Source organism: bacterium, assembly GCA_024742285.1.
GTDB lineage: Bacteria > Myxococcota_A > UBA9160 > UBA9160 > UBA4427 > UBA4427.
The window spans coordinates 24475-40755 of the sequence record JANSYR010000018.1 but is presented as its reverse complement, the minus strand read 5'-3'; the positions used below and the strand labels follow the sequence as shown (position 1 = coordinate 40755).

Sequence of the window (16281 nt, the reverse complement as noted above, 5' to 3'; positions counted from 1 at the left end):
CACCGACCGGCGAAGCCGGCAACCAGAGTCCTCAACGCAAGACGCGCCCCACGAAAGGGGCGCGTCGAGAGGCGCGCAGCACCGACCGGCGAAGCCGGCGAATCAGTCCGGCACGCCGAGGCGAGCCTTCTCACGCTCGACGTAGGCCTTCCACTTGCCGGCGGTCTCCGCCGTGCCCGAGTAGCCCTCGGCGCGACCGAAGGCGCGGGTCGCCGTCTTCCACTTCTTGTCGTTGAAGGCGGCGATTCCATAGAGGATGTGGGCCTGCCCCTCGTCGTTGAGGTCGCCCTTCTCGAAGGCGCTGTCGAGTGCGCCACGCGCGTCGCCCCAGCGTCCGAGCTGGAGATTCACCTGGGCGAGGCGCACGTAGAGAGCCCCGTCCTCGTTCATCTCCGCCGCCTTGGCGAGCGGCTCGACGGCGAGCTCCCACTCGCGCGACTGCAGGAGCGTGTCCGAGTAGGTCTGGTAGGCCGCCTTGGTCGGCTCGATCGAACCGTCCTCGAGCCCCGCCTTCATGACCGCCGCGCCCTGGTGGGGCAGACCTTCGACCATGAGCATCTGCGCGACGCGCATCAGGTCCTTGGACTCGGTCACGAACCCCTCGCGCTTGGCCAGCTGCTGGACCGAGAGGCTCCGCGCCGAGTCGGCCTTCTCGGAGTAGATCGCGGCCATCTGCGACCAGTACGCCTTCTTGGGGTAGGCGAGGATCATGTCGTCGAGGAGCGCGAGTGCCTCGTCGAACTCCTGCCGCTCGAGATGGAGCGAGAGGAGCAGGCGGTACCAGCTCTCTTTCGGTGTATCGACGGAGAGCTCCACCGCCTTCTTCGCGGGGGCGAGCGCTTCCTCGGCCCGCTCGGCCTGGTAGTAGGTCACCGCCAGCGTGTAGTAGGACGAGGGCGCGGGGACCTCCGTCTGGGCGAGCCAATTCTCGAGGGTGACGATCGCGTCGTCGTACCGCCCGAGCATCGTCTGCAGCTGCCCGACCATGAACTGGTTTCGCAGCTGCTCCTCGGGCTGGAGCGCCTCCTCGGCCACACACTGCTCGAGATAGTCGAGCGCGGCCTCGTTCTCACCGTCCTGGACCGAAATGCCGCCCAGCGTGCACAGGATCCGCGCGCGACCATAGGCTTTCGCTCGCTTCAGGTTGATCCCGAGCAGGATTTCCTTGGCCTCTGCACGCGCGGCGGCGACCTCTTCGTCGGTCCCTTCGAGGCGGAGGGCGTCGAAGACCTTGACCATCTTCTTCTGGTTGCGCGTGCTGAACTGGTACTGCGCCTGGCCGAAGGCCGGGCCGGCGAAAAGGGTCGCCACGATCGCCAGGGCGACCCAGCGGAGCCACCGATCCGGGTTGCGGGTGCAGTTGCGGGTTCCGTCCGTCATACGTCCATCTCCGCCGCTATGCGGCTTCGCTGCCCAACTTGAACGGGATCGCGATCCGGACGCCGGGCTGCTCGACCGGCTTGCCGTTCACGATCTTGGGGTTGTACTTCCACTGCTTCACGGCTTTCAGCGCGGCCTTGTTGAAGATCTTGCTCGGCTCGAACGCGACCACCTTCGCGTCCTTGACCGACCCGGACTTGCTGATCGTGAACTCGATCAGCACGCGACCCTCGATTCCGCGCTGGAGCGCACGCTCCGGATACTGCGGCGGCACGCGCACCATCGGTACGGCGTCACCGTCGGCGGAGGCCATGGAGAAGCCACCCCCGGTGTCGAGCGACATGCTCGTGTCGACGCCGGCCGAGATGCCGATCCCGCCACCATCCATGCTGGTGGTCTGGTCCATCGTGAAGTCGGGCGGCGGCGGCGTGTCGTCGATTTCCTCCTTCTTCGGAGGCTCGCGTTCCTTCTTCTTGACCTCTTCGCTGCGCTTCACGCGAACGAAGTCGATCACCTTCGTGCGCGCGCTCTTGTCGAGCTCACCCTCGACGCCGATCAGGCTCTGCATGAGCCAGAAGAGACCGAAGGTCACGACGCCGGCGATCGCGAAGGGGACGATGAAACGGATGATACCGGGCATCAGTTCACCTCCGCTGCCAGGGAGATCTCCTCGGCGCCGGCGAGTCTCGCCTGGTCCATCACCTGAACCAGCAACCCGTTCTGGGAGGCCTCGCCGGGCGCGACGATCACCTGGCCGTTCGGCCGCTCGGCTCGAAGGCGCTCGATGTTCGCGCGGATGGCGCGGACATCGACGCTGCGGCGGTCGACGAAGATCAATCCATCGTTGGTGATCTGGATCAGGATGTTCTCGTTGTCCGTCACGACCTTGGTCGACTCACCGCCCTCGGGACGGTTGAGGTCGAGGCCGACTTCCTTGATGAACGAGGCCGTCACGATGAAGAAGATCAGCATGATGAACACGACGTCGAGCATGGGCGTCAGGTCGACGTCGGCCTCTTCACTCAAGCCGGAGGATCTTCGGCGTCTCATTCTTCACTTCCCCCATGCTCGATCTCGAGCCGGTCGGCCAGCCGCTCCCCTTCGTCCGCCGCGAACTGTTCGAGGCGGGCCGACAGGATCAGACCGGAGAGTGCCGCGACCATTCCCGCCATCGTGGGGATCGTCGCGCGCGACACACCACCCGCCATCGCCTTGGCGTTGCCGGAGCCGGCGACCGCCATGACGTCGAAGACCTCGATCATGCCGGTCACGGTCCCGAGCAGCCCCAGGAGCGGGCAGAGCGCGACGAGAACGCGGATGTAGGCCAGGCCGTCTTCGAGCTCCATGCGGAGCTCCGACACCTTGAGCCGGCGGATCTGGTGCGCGCCCCACGACGAATGATCGTCGCGGGCCTGCCAATCCTCCTGCGCCTTCTCCGCCACGCGCGGGAAGACCCGGTAGAAGAAGTAGAAGCGCTCGAGCATCAGCGTCCACATCACGACCGTGACGATGGCGATGACGTTGAGAACGGGGCCACCCGTCTCCAGGAACGCCTCTACGTCGATGATCATCTGGCCCATGAGAGCCCCCTTCTCTTCCTACTCTTGCTGCGCGATCAGGCCCGCACTCTGTTCGTCGAGGGTGTCGACGATCTTCTTCGTGTTGTTGGCGAGCGCAGCGTGCAGGAGGACCAGCGGAATCGCGGCGACCAGACCGAGCATCGTGGTCATGAGCGCCTCGGAAATACCACCGGCCATCATGCGGGGGTCACCGGCACCGAAGAGCGTGATCGACTGGAAGGTCCGGATCATACCGGTGACCGTTCCGAGCAGACCGAGCAGCGGCGCGACGACCGAGACGATGCGAACGAGCCAGACGAGGCTCTCGAGCTTGCCCGACTCGCGGAGCACGACCTCGTCGAGCATGAGCTCGAGCTGTTCGCGGTCCGCATCCGGGTTGTCCTGCGCGACGGCGAGGACGCGACCGAGCGGGTTGCTGGTGTCCGGCGTGGTCGACTTCTTCTGGGAGGCGACCTTCCGGCCGACGATGAAGAGCCAGGCCATCTTGAAGACGCCGAGGAGGAACGCGATCCCGCCGAGGCCCATGATCACGTTGCCGACGGCGCCACCTTCCTGGGCCTGCAGTCGCTCGACCAGGCCGCGGCTCTCGATGAGGACCGCCAGGAGCGAACCACTCGAGGGATCGACGGCGAGACCGGTCAGACCTTCGCCGCCCTCGTACTCGCCGACGGTGTCGACGAAGCGCGCCGGGGGCTGCTTCGCGAGCTCCTGGAGCTGACCCTTGTTCGGGTCCCAGAGCAGGTATTCGCCGCCCGAGATGACGGAGAAGACGCCGGCGCGAGTGACCTCGCGCTGCTCGATGCCGCCCGGGGTGTAGACCTCGGTCGTGTAGGTCACGACCTTGCCCTGCTCGGTCATCTCACGCTGCATCTCGTACCAGAGGCGCTTCAGCTCGTCGATCGACGGCAGCTCCTTGCTCGCGCCGAGGCTCTCGAGGAAGGCGATGCGCTCGTTGTCGAACTGGGAGCTCGTGATCGAGGCCTCCATGAGACCGCGCGAGTCCCCCGAGATCTGCCGGGTCACACCGAAGAGCTCACCGAGGTTGCCCATGCGCTGTTCGAGGGCCGCCTCGAGCTCCGCGATCTTGACCTCCTTCTCCTGGTATTCCTTCTCGAGGGCCTGGGAGCGCGCCTCTTCGCGCGCCTCGCGCGCCTTCGCGTCGGCCAGGAGCTGGTCCTGCTCTTCGCGGCGGGTCTCGAAGATCCGCACGCGTTCGGCGTCTTCGCGCTTCTGGACATCGAAGCCCTTGCGGACCTTCTCGAGCAGGTCGTCGACGGAGGTCGACTGGGGCACGTCGATGACCATCGCGCCGGGCTCGGTCTCCTGCGCTCCAGCGGCGATCGGAAGGAGCGCCACGAGCGCGCCCGCGACGACCCACTTCTTCATGTTCTGAACCTTCTTTCGAACGATGATCGAGCGCGACATCAGCTCGCACCTCCGGCCTGCTGGGGCTGCGGGAGCGGCACACGGATCAGCTGCGGCGCCGACTGCTTCTTCGCCACGCGAATGCCCTCGTTGATCCAGTTGGCGTAGTCGCCGGGCTCGAGCGTCTGCCAGACGTCGTTCGCCTGGTCCCAGACACCGTATTCCAGGCCGTCACGCGTCTTGTACATCAGGCCGATCCGTCCCACGCGCAGGAAGTCGACCGGCACCTCGGCACCGTCCTTGTCGATCGTACCCGAGTGGGCGTCGATGGTTCGGCCGTAGTCGTTCTCGATCTGGTAGGCCTCGAGAATGCGGCGGTAGCGCTCCGGCTCGGCGACGTCGGAACGGCGCATGAGCACGCGGAGGCCGGCGACGCGATCCTTCCGCTCCTGAACCAGGAAGGGCATGTCGTGCGCCACGAACTGGTCGAGGGCCTCGATCATCTGCAGCATGAGCGGCGTGACCGCGCGGCCGACTTCCTCGACCCCGTCGATCTGGGACTGGAGGCTCTCGAGCTCCTCGTTCTGGGAATCGATGACCTGGGTCAGCTGGCGGTTGAAGATCTGGAGCGACTCGATCTTCTTGAGCGTCAGGCGGTAGTCCGCCGTGAGGCTGTCGGTCGCCGTCGCGATCTCCTCGACGCGCCTCTGGGATTCGGCGCTCGCCGCGTTCGCATCAACTTGAGCATCGATCGGCGGATCGAGCTGCTGCGCGGACGCTACGCCCGCGCCGAGGGCAAGCGCGAGCACCGTGCTCGCCATCGCCTTGAAGGTCATCATGAATTCTCTCCTCGGTCCCCACCGGACCAGATTCGACTCGTGGTCGTCTGAGCACACTTGTTAGGCGCCTCGACGACTCTCCCTGTTCCGCGACGCCCCAAGCTCGAGCGCCGCGTGAATACGTTCGTTGCCTGCCTTCGGCCCGCGAGGCCGCCACGCAGGGCAACGGACACTACACTGACTGACGTCGTTTCGCGCCCCACGGCACACCGCGCCCAGGGGACCCCGGGGATCGTGGACCGGCTCCCCGCGTGCCCTCGATCGTCGATCGAGAGCGCCCAGGGCAGGCGTGGGGTCGTTCCGCTGTCGGTGTTCGTCGTCCTCCGTTGACTCTGCGCTCTTGCGCCGGTCGACGGGTCCGATCCGACGTCCCTTCCTCGGTTTCGCCGTTCCCGCGAAGTGCGGCGACCGAACCGAATCGAAACGTCCTGACAGGGAACTCCGGGAACGACCCGGGGGACGGCCGAGCCGGGGCATCGCGATCGAATCGCAACTTCCACGGACTCGGACGACCGGAAGGGTTCGAACGAACTCGCGAGACCGGGGGGGCCGGGATCGGAGTTCGCTCCGGAGTGTCTGGGGCGCGCCCCGTATTCTTTCGCAGCCAGACCGGATTTCCAAGCGGTTTTTTGGGCTTCACTCGAACTGTTGCGAGTTCGCAGGGCCGCCCCTCACCCGCACTCAGCCGCGTCTGCATCGTGGATCTGCATCTGACGACCCGTGAGTCGGACCGCCTTCAAGACCCGGGGTCAGCGCGCGAGGACGCGCGCCCGCGCCCGAACGCGGGCGACTCGTCCGCGGCGAAGTCCCCGCGGCATGACGCACCGTTCCAAGCGCGCGCGGCCCCTTCTCGCCGCGCGCGCTTCGACTTATTCTCCGGTCGAATCTCTTCGCGCGGTCCGCCGCGCCGACTCTTCCGGGAGCCGGGTCTTCCGGGAATGGTGCGCCCAGCGATGTCGATCGCGCTCTTCGTCCCCTGCTACGTCGACCAGCTGAAGCCACGCGTCGGCCTCGCCGCCCTCGACCTGCTCCAGACCGCCGGCTTCGACGTCGACGTGCTGAGCGACGTCCCCTGCTGCGGTCAGCCGATGCTCACGGCCGGGGAAGAGCCCCTCGCCCGGGGCCTCGTGACGCGCTTCGTCGAGGCGACCCGCACTTATGAGACAGTCGTCGCCCCGTCCGGCTCCTGCGCAGCGACCCTCGAGATCCACGGGCGACGCCTCGTGTCCGATCCCCCGGGTGGTCGCGCCCGCGTCGTCGAGCTGACCCGTTTCCTCGAGGAGAGCGATTCCCTGCCGGCCCCGGCGACCGCGTTTCCGCACCGCGTCGGCGTCCATGCGAGCTGCCATGCCCTCCGGGAGCTTCGGCAGGGAAATCCGTCCGAAACCCGCGAGGGTGCGCGCCCCGATCCCGCCCTGACCCTGCTCGACCGGATCCCCGCCCTGACACGGATCGACCTCACCCGCCGGGACGAGTGCTGCGGCTTCGGGGGCGTCTTCTCCGTGGAAGAAGAGGCCGTATCGACGCGGATGGGACTCGACCGCCTCGCAGACCATCGACGCGGGGGGGCCGAGGTCCTGACCTCGACCGACGTGTCCTGCCTGCTTCATCTCGAGGGCCTCGCCCGACGAGGGGACACGCCGCTGCGGGTGCTGCACGTCGCGGAGATCCTCGCCGAGGCCACCCTCGGCCCCGGCTGGCTCGAGCGCAACGCGGACGGAGGCGGCGATGGGCCACGTTGAGCGCGCAGCGGCCTTCGTGGCGAACGGTGAGCGAACGGCCTGGCACGACGAGGTCCTCTGGTTCGTGCGCGCCAAGCGGGACGCGGCCGCCGACACGCTGCCCGAGTGGGAGGCGCTGCGGGACGAGGCCGCGGGCATCAAGCGGGACGTGCTCGCCCGGCTCCCCGAGCTCTGGCAGCGCTTCGAGAAGGAAGCGAAGGCGGCGGGGGCCACGGTCCACTGGGCGCGGGACGCGGCCGAACACAACCGGATCGTGAGTGCGCTCCTGTCGGACCGCGGCGTTCGCCGGGTCGCGAAGAGCAAATCGATGCTGACCGAGGAGTGCGGCCTCAATCCCCATCTCGAGTCGCAGGGGATCGAGGTCGTCGACACGGATCTCGGAGAGCGGATCGTCCAGCTCCGGAACGAGCCACCGAGCCACATCATCATGCCCGCGATCCACCTGAAGCGGGGCGAGATCGGCGAGCTCTTCCACGACGAGATGGGCGCACCGGCGGGCCTCGACGACCCGGACGCGCTGACGGCGCTCGCGCGGGAAGACCTCCGCGCGCGTTTCCTGGCGGCCGAAGCGGGCATCACCGGAGTGAACTTCGCCGTCGCGGAGACGGGTTCTTTCGTCGTCGTGACCAACGAGGGGAACGCCGATCTCGGAACGGCCCTCCCCCCGCTCCACATCGCGTGCGTCGGCCTCGAGAAGATCGTCCCGACCGCGACCGACCTCGCGCCCTTCCTCCGGCTGCTCGCCCGATCGGCGACCGGCCAGCCGATCACCACCTATACCTCCCACTTCCGCGGCCCCCGCGCGACCGCCCCCGGCGACACATCGGCCTCCGAGCTCCACGTCGTGATCGTCGACAACGGACGCAGCCGCCTGCTCGCCGAGCCCGCCTTCCGCGAGGCCCTTGCCTGCATCCGCTGCGGCGCGTGCCTCAACACCTGCCCGGTCTACCGGCGAAGCGGTGGCCACAGCTACGGCGCGACCGTGCCCGGCCCGATCGGATCGGTCCTCGCCCCGAGTCGCGACCCGGCGCGCCACGCCGAGCTCCCCCACGCCTGCAGTCTCTGCGGCTCGTGCAGCGACGTCTGCCCGGTCGGCGTGCCCCTCCATCACCAGCTCCTGACCTGGCGATCCCATCTGGCCGAGGCCGGCCACCACCCGCGACGGCGACGGCTGGCCTTCCGGATGGCGGCGCGGATCCTGTCGAGCCCCGAGTTCTACGGTCGCGCGACGCGGATCGGCCGCTGGCTGGCGCGGCGGCTTCCCGCGTCGCTGCTCGATCGGCTCGGCGGGCCGTGGAGTCGCAGCCGGGCGATGCCCGCGATTCCGGCGAAGAGCTTCCAGCAGGCGCTTCGGGATCGCGAAGCGAACGCGAAACGCGAAGCCCGAACCAACGCGAAACGCGAAGACGGAGGGGGGCGATGAGCGACGCGCGCGCGGAGATCCTTTCGCGACTCGCCTCGGCCACGACCGCGCCGGCGGCGGCGGTCCCGCGTGCGACGCCCCCGGCGATGCCCGACGATCCAGCCGGCGTCCTCGCCGCCCGCCTCGGTCAGAACGGCGGCGTGCTCGTTCGGGGGGCCGGCGCGTTCGACTGGCCGGAGCGAATCGAACTGCCCGCACCGATCGCCTCCTTCGATCACGTCCACTGTCCCGACGCCCTCGCGCTCCCGGACCATGGGGTCTCGGCGCGCGGCGCCGGTGTCGAAGCGACGACGGTCCAGGCGCTCGCGCCCCTCGACGTCTGCGTGCTCGAGGCGCGCTTCACGGTCGTCGAGAACGGCGCTTCCTGGCACGTTCCGAGCTCGGCGCTCGAACGCGCCGCCGCCCTGCTGGCGGAACACCTCGTGATCGTCGGCCACACGTCCCGCCTGGTCCCGAGCCTTCACGACGCCTATCCCCGGATGGCCCTCGGCGAGACGGACTTCGGATGGTTCCTGAGCGGTCCGTCCAAGACCGCGGACATCGAGCAGGCCCTCGTCTTCGGTGCTCACGGTCCGCGGACCATGCATCTCGTCCTGCTCGACGACTAGAAGCCGGTCCGGATCCCCACGACCGCAAGGCGCAGCAGCCGCATCCCGAATGCAGGCGATGGGCAAGAGCCCCGCCCGCGCGCGCAGCTTCGAGGCGGAGGAGGGAGGTCGCTGCTACACACCTCCGACCGCTCCGCCCGCGTCACGCACGAGCACCGCGAGGCTACTCACGAGACGGAAACCGAAGCATGGACCTCCGATTCTTCCTTCTTCTCATCTGCTTCTTCGTCTCGGGCTTTGCGGCGCTGCTCTACCAGACCGCCTGGACGCGCGAGTTCGCGTTCCTCTTCGGGACGTCGGAGCTCGCCGTGGTCGCGGTGCTGGCGGCGTACATGGCCGGTCTCGCCCTCGGTGCCGCCGTCGCCGCGCGCTTCGTTCGCCGGCTGACGCGCCCGGTCCTCGCCTACGGCGTCCTCGAGCTGGGCATCGCGATCGGCGCCCTCTGCGTCCCCCTCATGATCCAGCTCGTGCAGGGCCTCTACATCTCGGTCGCCGGCGGTCTCGAGGCGCCACCGGAGACGATGTCCCTCGGCACGGCGCTCTTCCATCTCTTCGGCGCCTTCGTCGTGCTCGTTCCGTGCACGTCGCTGATGGGGGCGACGCTTCCGCTGCTGGCACGTTATGCGGTGAGCGACGACGCGCAGGTCGGTCCGCGGATCGGCATTCTCTACGCCGTGAACACGTTCGGCGCGATCGCCGGAACGCTGGTCGCGGCCTTCTACTTCCTGCCGGCCTTCGGTCTGCGCCAGACCGTCTACATCGGGATCGCCGGCAACGCCGTCGTCTTCCTCGCCGCCTGGGCGCTCGCCCGCGGAATCGCCGGCCTGCCGCCGGACGAAGCGGCCGATGCGCCGCGGGGCCCGCGCTTCCACTGGATCCTTCCGGCGATGACCGTCTCGGGGATCGTCTCCTTCGTCTACGAAGTGCTCTGGACCCGGCTGCTCGGCCAGATCCTCGGCGGGAGTACGGCCGCCTTCGCGTCGATGCTGTCGAGCTTCCTGCTGGGCATCGCCCTGGGCAGCGCCCTCGCCGCCCGCTTCGCGACGAGCCGAGCCGCCGCGGCACGCGGCTTCGCCCTCGTCCAGCTCGGGGCGGGACTCCTCGGTTATGCGGCGTTCCGGTCTGCGGAGCGATTGCCCGACCTCGCCGCCGCCGTCGGCGCGAATCCGGCGACCCCCGCTCCGGGCGCGGCCGCCGCGGGCATCGTCCTGCTGCCGGTCACGCTCTGCATCGGCGCGACCTTCCCCTTCGGCGTGCGCCTGCTCGCGCGAGACGCGGACGAGGCCGCGGCGGTCAGCGGCCGCGTCTACGCCTGGAACACCGTCGGTTCGATCCTCGGCGCCACCCTGGCCGGCTTCTTTCTCCTGCCCACCCTCGGCCTCGAGCACACCGCGCTCGTCGGTGTCCTGACGAGCCTCGTCCTCGGCCTCCTCGCCGCGACCCTCTCGGCCCCGCGCCATACGCTCCTGGCCGGTGCCTGTGCGGTCGCTCTCCTCGCGACCCTGATCGTCGGCCTGCCTCGACCCGAAGGCCTTCTCCTCCACTCCGCCATCAGCGGAGCCCGTACGCCCGGCTCCATCTACTACCTGGGGGTCGGACGCTCCGCGACGGTGACCGTGGTCGAGTCGAACCGCGGCTGGCGCCTCTTCACGAACGGCCTTCCCGAGTCGGGCATCGACCGGCCCGAGATGCCGAACGTGCGTTTCCACGAGACCGCCTGGCTGTCGCTCCTCCCGACCGCCGCCCGCCCGGACACCGAGGACATGCTCATCATCGGGCTCGGCGGCGCGCAGACGCTGAGTGCGACCGCGCAGTCGGTCACCGCGATCGACGTGATCGAGCTCGAGGAGGAGGTCGTCGTCGCGAACCAGCGGATCCCGCGCCCGGTCGATCCCTTCGCGGACCCGCGCGTCTCGCTTCGACTCGGGGACGCGCGAGGCGCGATGAACCTCTCCGACAAGACCTACGACGCGATCGTGTCGCAGCCCTCCCATCCGTGGACGTCCGGCGCCTCCCACCTCTATACGCGGGAGTTCTTCGAACTCGTCGACTCGAAGCTCGAGCCGGGTGGGATCTTCGTGCAGTGGATCGGCCAGGGCTTCGTCGACGTACCGCTCTTCGGCAGTCTCGCGGCGGCCATGACCGACGTCTTCGAGCACGTGAACGTCTACCGCCCGGTGCCCGCCGCCCTCGTCTTCGTCGCCTCGCAGGAGCCGATCGATCTCTTCGAGAGCGGACCGCGCGCCCTCGAGGTCGCCGGGGACGACTTCTCCCGACACGGAATGGACGACGTCGAGGACATCCTCGCCGGCCTGACCCTCGACGCCGAAGGCGTACGCGCCTTCGGCGAGGGCCGTCCGCTCAACACCGACGATCACAACCGCCTCGCCACGACCCGGCTCCCGCCGGCGAAGCGACAGACCCACCGCAAGGACTTCGAAGCCGCCCTCGCCGAGCTCGAGCCCTGGACGAAGGAGCGCCTCGCGGGCATTCGCGCGACGCGCCTGATCCGCCGGCTCGGCTGGACCGGGGAGGTCGCGCGCGCCGAGCGACTGACGAAGCTCCTCCCCGAGGACGACCAACAGGCCGTCATCGGCTGGCGCGCCTTCGACACCGCCCGCGTTCAGCTCGCGCGACGCCACTTCGCGCGCGCGCTCCAGCTGAACCCCGAGAACGCCTCGGCCCGCGCCGGTGCCCTCACGGTCTTCGGTCCGCAGTTCTTCGACGCGCTCTCCCCCGACCTCCCCTGGACCGAGCGTGAACGACTCATGGAGCAGGCGGTGCGTCATGGCGTCGCCAAGGACCTCGCGGCGGTCGCCGAGATGGACGCCCGGCTCGCGGAGATCGGGCCGCAGGATCTGCTCTTCGACGTCGCGACCCGCCTGCGTGCGACCTGGCGAATCGAGTCCGGCGACGAGGCCCGCGCTGCCGAAGCGATCCCCCTGCTCGACGCTCTGCTCCGACGACACCGAGCGACCCAGAACTACTATCTGCGCGCCGCCGCGGCCGTCGCCGCGGACCAGGACGATTTCGCCTGGGCCGCGATCGAACACCTCGGCACGCCGAACGTCCTGCGCAACCCGGCCATGGCGCGCTCGCTCCATCGGCTGATCCGCGCCCTCGGTATCCCGCCGGAAGCGCACGCGCCCCTCGCGGCAACGATCGCGCGCGCCGCGCAACCACGACGCTGAGTCGGCAACGCCGCCGCGGACCGCTCGACGCTCGCCGCCGATTCGTCGCCGAACAGGGACGCGATTCGGGGGCGCATCGCCCCGATGAGCCCGTCGCGATCGCCCGATTTCGAGGCGCGCGGCGGTTGCGAATTCGGTTAGACTACGCGCCATCATGAAGATTTCATTCGAGCTCAGCGACAAAGACCTCCGCTACTTCCGACAGGTCCTGCAGAAGGTCCGCAAGGGACGCAGCGCCGAGAACGAGGACAAGATCCTCGCCGAAGCGCGCAGCCTCCTCGACGAAGTCAAAGGCACCGATGCGCCGAGCTTCGTGACGGGGCGGATCGGTCAGCTGGCGAAGCTGATCGACATGCTCGAGGACGAGGACTGGCGGCTGGAGGGCGCGGACCGCAAGCGCGTGCTCAACGCGCTCGCCTACTTCGCCGATCCCGATGATCTGATCCCCGACAAGGTCCCCGGCCTCGGCTACCTCGACGACGCGATCATGGTCGAGCTCGTCGTCCAGGATCTGAAGCACGAGATCGAAGCCTTCGATGCCTTCGTCGAGTTCCGCAAGCAGAAGCGGAAGGAGAAGAAGGCCACCCCCGAGAGCCTCGAGAAGCGCCGTGCCTCGCTCCAGGGCCGCATGCGCCGCCGCCGCCGCGGCGACCGCGAGCGCCACTCCCGCAGGCGGGGCAAGTCGCCGATTTCGCTGTTCTAGACCGTCGGCGCTGCGCGCCTCTCGACGCGGCCTTTCTGGCCGCGTCTCGCGCTGAGGGCTCCGTTTATTGGGTCGGCGCAGAGCGCCTCTCGACGCGGCCTTTCTGGCCGCGTCTCGCGCTGAGGGCTCCGTTCGTTGGGTCGGCGCGGCCGCTACGGGCCGCGCCTTGCGCTCGGGGCTCTGGCGTGGCGTCGGCCGGCTGGGCGGGTTCTGACGCGGCGTGGGGGCGGTGTCAGTCTCGCGGAGCGGCGTCGTCGGACGCTTTCCGATCGTGGGTCCGGCGGGTGTGGTACACCTCGGGCCGACTCTTGGGGGGTTGAGCGCGCGATCCTGCGCGAGCCCCGGATCTTCGGAGACGGCATGGGACTGCGCATCCTCGGGTGGGGCTCGGCACTGCCCGACAAGGTCGTGACCAATCACGACCTCGAGAAGACCCTCGACACGAGCGACGAGTGGATCCGCGAGCGAAGCGGAATCCGCGAGCGGCGAATCGGCGAATCGACCGCCGAGCTCGCCATCGCCGCCGGCCGTTCGGCGCTCTCACAGGCGGACGTGGATCCGGCGAGCGTCGATCTGATGGTGCTGGCGACGACGACGCCGGACCAGCAGGTCCCCGCGTGCTCGGCGCACGTGCACCACGAGCTCGGACTCGGCGGCGGTGCGTTCGACCTGAACGCGGCCTGCTCGGGCTTCGTCTATGCCCTCGTCATGGCGAACGGGTTGCTCGAGAGCGGCGCGAACCGCGTGCTCGTGGTGGGAGCGGAGACCCTGTCCCGGATCACCGACTGGAACGACCGGAATACGGCGGTCCTCTTCGGCGACGGGGGCGGCGCGCTCGTGCTCGAACGGGAAGCCGGCGAGGGGCAGCTCCTCGGTTGGGACCTCGGGCTCGACGGGACCGCCCGCGAGATCCTCGAGTGCGACATTGGCGGCTACATCCAGATGGACGGGCGCGAGGTCTTCAAGCGCGCCGTGCGGGTCCTCGTCGACTCGGCGAAGCGGACCCTCGAGCAGGCGAAGGTCCAGCCGGAGCACGTCAAGCTGCTCGTGCCGCATCAGGCGAACATCCGGATCATCCAGGCGGCCTGCGATCGCCTGGGCATCGCCGAAGCGAATACCGCGATCGTCCTCGGCCGGACCGGCAACACCTCGAGCGCCTCGATCCCCCTCGCCCTCGTCGACGCGATCGAGGCCGGCCGCCTCGAAGACGGGGACCTCGTCTTGATGACCGGCTTCGGGGCCGGCATGACCTGGGGCAGCGCACTCCTCCGCTGGCAGTCGCCGCCCTCCGTTTCGGGAGCCTCGGAATGAGCGAGAAGCGACGCGTCGCGATCACGGGACTCGGCGTCGTCTCCCCGGTCGGGATCGGACAGGCTGCCTATTGGAAGGGAATCCTCTCCCCGCAGCCGACCGAGGAGCGACGGGCCCACGACTTCGAGCCCAAGGACTTCTACGACGACGCGAAGACGATCCGCCGAGCGGACCGCTTCGAACAATTCGCGGTCGCTGCTTCCAAGGAGGCCCTCGAGCAAGCGGGCGAGCTGACCGCCGAGCCCGGCAAGCGCGGCGTCCTGGTCGGCACCGGCATCGGTGGCGTCCAGACCCACGAGGACCAGACCCTCGTGCTCGATTCGAAGGGCCCCCGGCGCGTCTCTCCCTTCGTCGTGCCGATGATGATGGCCAACGCCGCCGCCGCCGCCGTCTCGATCCGTTGGGGCTTCCAGGGCCCCTGCGAAACCCTCGCCACCGCCTGCGCGACGGGGACCCATGCGATCGGCGCCGCCGCGCGCTGGATCCAGTGGGGCATCTGCGATGCAGTGGTGGCGGGCGGAGCCGAAGCCGCCATGACACCGATCTCGATGGCGGGCTTCACGAACATGAAGGCGCTCTCTCCCAGCGGCGTCTCGCGTCCCTTCGACGTCGACCGAGACGGCTTCGTGATCGCCGAGGGCGGTGCGGTCGTCGTGCTGGAAGAGTGGAGCCAGGCCGAAGCGCGCGGGGCGAAGATCCTGGGTGAGGTGCTCGGGTCTGCGAGTCTCGCCGATGCACACCACATCACCGCGCCGGCCCCGGAAGGCGAAGGCGCACTCCGGTGCATGCAGGCTGCGCTCGACGATGCCGGCGTGGGCGCGGCGGACATCGCCCACATCAACGCGCACGGAACCAGCACCGCCTTGAACGACGCGGCCGAAGCCGAAGGCATCGCGAAGCTCTTCGGTACGCCCGGTCCGATCGTGACCTCGATCAAGGGCGTGACCGGCCACTCGCTCGGAGCGGCAGGCGCCCTCGAAGCGGTCGCCGTGCTGCTCTCCATGCAGCATGGCGTCGTTCCGCCGACGGACGGACTCACGAACTACGACCCGGCCCTGCCACCGATCGACGTCGTGAAGTCGGAGCCGCGTTCGTGGACGCCGGGCCTCTCGCTCTCCAACTCGTTCGGATTCGGCGGCCACAACGGCACGCTCGTCCTCGGCCCGCCGCGTTAGGCCGACCGCGAGCTCGATACGCGACGTTCCGAAACGCCGCGATTCGTGACCGCCCTGCGGGCGCTCCGGACGATCCCGAAGGGCCGCCCCGCGTGGATGTGACCCGGCGTCGTGGCGCCCTGTCGCGGCTCCCGCGGCCAGTTTGACGTTTCCATGACGGCCCCCCAGGAGCGGAACGCGACGGAGATCGTCAGGTCCTCACTCTTCGAATGCGGGATCAGACCCGACACGAGGAGGACCATCCGATGCATTCGAGGAATCGCGAATCGAACAAGAAGTGGATGCGAGCGATCGCGACGAGCGGACTCGCGCTCGCGGCGCTGGCCCTGGCGGGCGCTGCCGAGGCGCACGACCGAGGCCATCGCCATCACCATGCCCACGGAGGCCACGGAGTCCACGGCGACTCGCGACACCACGGGGCAGGTCGCGCCCGCGTTCGCGAGGCGCGCCGATACGACCGTCGGCTCGACCGACGGGGGGAGGCGATCGACTTCCAGCTGGATCTGCTGGCGTTCATCGCGGCGGCCAATGGCGAATACGCCCTCGCCGAGCACCTCGACCGCAAGGGGGATCGCATCGAGCGGCGCCTCGACCGCAAGGGCGACCGCGCCCTGCGTGGGGCCCGCAACGATCGTCGCTCCGGTCGCGACCACGACTGGAAGCGGAGCAAGCGCGAGCGGCGCTGGGAGAAGGAGCGCCGGATCGATCGGAAGATCGCCCGCGAGCGGGACCGCGACCGTGAGCGACGGATCTCCCGCAATCGCGATTGCGATCGAGACCTTTCCCACGTGGACGCGCTGTCGATCCGCGCGCGCGGCCGGGTCCGGTAGCGCACACCTCCAGCACGAACGAGACCGGGGAGTCGCCGAGGCGGCTCCCCGGTCTGCGTTTCGGCGGTCGATCCGGGGGGAGCCGGCCATGCCCCACGCCCCGTATTCGTGGCACACTCCCTCGGCGCGTGACG

General features: G+C 69.1%; 14 protein-coding genes. 8 read left to right on the top strand and 6 right to left on the bottom strand.

What is annotated here, in order from left to right:
• Window positions 1–102: 102 nt before the first annotated feature.
• Genes NXI30_24935 through NXI30_24910 form a run of 6 tightly spaced genes read right to left on the bottom strand, consistent with a single transcriptional unit; the run spans window position 103 to window position 5164 of the window.
• Window positions 103–1380 carry a hypothetical protein gene (locus tag NXI30_24935; GenBank protein MCR9097476.1) on the bottom strand — a complete coding sequence of 426 codons (1278 nt, stop codon included), beginning with the start codon at window positions 1378–1380 and terminating at the stop codon, window positions 103–105.
• 16 nt (window positions 1381–1396) lie between these two features.
• Complete coding sequence (locus NXI30_24930; protein MCR9097475.1) at window positions 1397–2020, bottom strand: energy transducer TonB; 624 nt, start codon at window positions 2018–2020, stop codon at window positions 1397–1399.
• Window positions 2020–2430, bottom strand: coding sequence for a biopolymer transporter ExbD (locus tag NXI30_24925; protein MCR9097474.1), 411 nt, complete (start codon window positions 2428–2430; stop codon window positions 2020–2022). Before NXI30_24925 ends, NXI30_24930 begins: the two co-directional genes overlap by 1 nt.
• Window positions 2427–2960, bottom strand: a complete 534-nt coding sequence (locus NXI30_24920) for a MotA/TolQ/ExbB proton channel family protein (protein ID MCR9097473.1) — start codon at window positions 2958–2960, stop codon at window positions 2427–2429. The genes NXI30_24925 and NXI30_24920 overlap by 4 nt, the downstream gene beginning before the upstream one ends.
• An 18-nt stretch (window positions 2961–2978) precedes the next feature.
• On the bottom strand, window positions 2979–4385 hold the full coding sequence (locus NXI30_24915; protein ID MCR9097472.1) for a MotA/TolQ/ExbB proton channel family protein: 1407 nt from the start codon (window positions 4383–4385) through the stop codon (window positions 2979–2981).
• Complete coding sequence (locus tag NXI30_24910) at window positions 4385–5164, bottom strand: DUF3450 domain-containing protein (protein ID MCR9097471.1); 780 nt, start codon at window positions 5162–5164, stop codon at window positions 4385–4387. Before NXI30_24910 ends, NXI30_24915 begins: the two co-directional genes overlap by 1 nt.
• A gap of 953 nt (window positions 5165–6117) precedes the next feature.
• Between NXI30_24910 and NXI30_24905 the strand changes: the two genes are divergently transcribed.
• From NXI30_24905 to NXI30_24870, 8 genes are all read left to right on the top strand, one after another.
• Window positions 6118–6906, top strand: a complete 789-nt coding sequence (locus NXI30_24905; protein ID MCR9097470.1) for a (Fe-S)-binding protein — start codon at window positions 6118–6120, stop codon at window positions 6904–6906.
• Window positions 6893–8329 (top strand): lactate utilization protein, encoded by a 1437-nt coding sequence (locus NXI30_24900; protein ID MCR9097469.1) that lies wholly within the window; start codon window positions 6893–6895, stop codon window positions 8327–8329. The genes NXI30_24905 and NXI30_24900 overlap by 14 nt, the downstream gene beginning before the upstream one ends.
• Window positions 8326–8937, top strand: coding sequence for a lactate utilization protein (locus NXI30_24895; GenBank protein MCR9097468.1), 612 nt, complete (start codon window positions 8326–8328; stop codon window positions 8935–8937). Before NXI30_24900 ends, NXI30_24895 begins: the two co-directional genes overlap by 4 nt.
• A 188-nt stretch (window positions 8938–9125) precedes the next feature.
• Window positions 9126–12128 (top strand): fused MFS/spermidine synthase, encoded by a 3003-nt coding sequence (locus NXI30_24890; GenBank protein ID MCR9097467.1) that lies wholly within the window; start codon window positions 9126–9128, stop codon window positions 12126–12128.
• A gap of 154 nt (window positions 12129–12282) precedes the next feature.
• Complete coding sequence (locus NXI30_24885) at window positions 12283–12831, top strand: YkvA family protein (protein MCR9097466.1); 549 nt, start codon at window positions 12283–12285, stop codon at window positions 12829–12831.
• Between the two features lie 360 nt (window positions 12832–13191).
• Window positions 13192–14142, top strand: a complete 951-nt coding sequence (locus NXI30_24880) for a ketoacyl-ACP synthase III (protein ID MCR9097465.1) — start codon at window positions 13192–13194, stop codon at window positions 14140–14142.
• Entirely contained in the window at window positions 14139–15317 is a 1179-nt protein-coding gene (locus NXI30_24875; protein MCR9097464.1) for a beta-ketoacyl-ACP synthase II, read from the top strand. The genes NXI30_24880 and NXI30_24875 overlap by 4 nt, the downstream gene beginning before the upstream one ends.
• Window positions 15318–15562: 245 nt before the next feature.
• Window positions 15563–16147 (top strand): hypothetical protein, encoded by a 585-nt coding sequence (locus NXI30_24870; protein ID MCR9097463.1) that lies wholly within the window; start codon window positions 15563–15565, stop codon window positions 16145–16147.
• Window positions 16148–16281 lie beyond the last annotated feature (134 nt).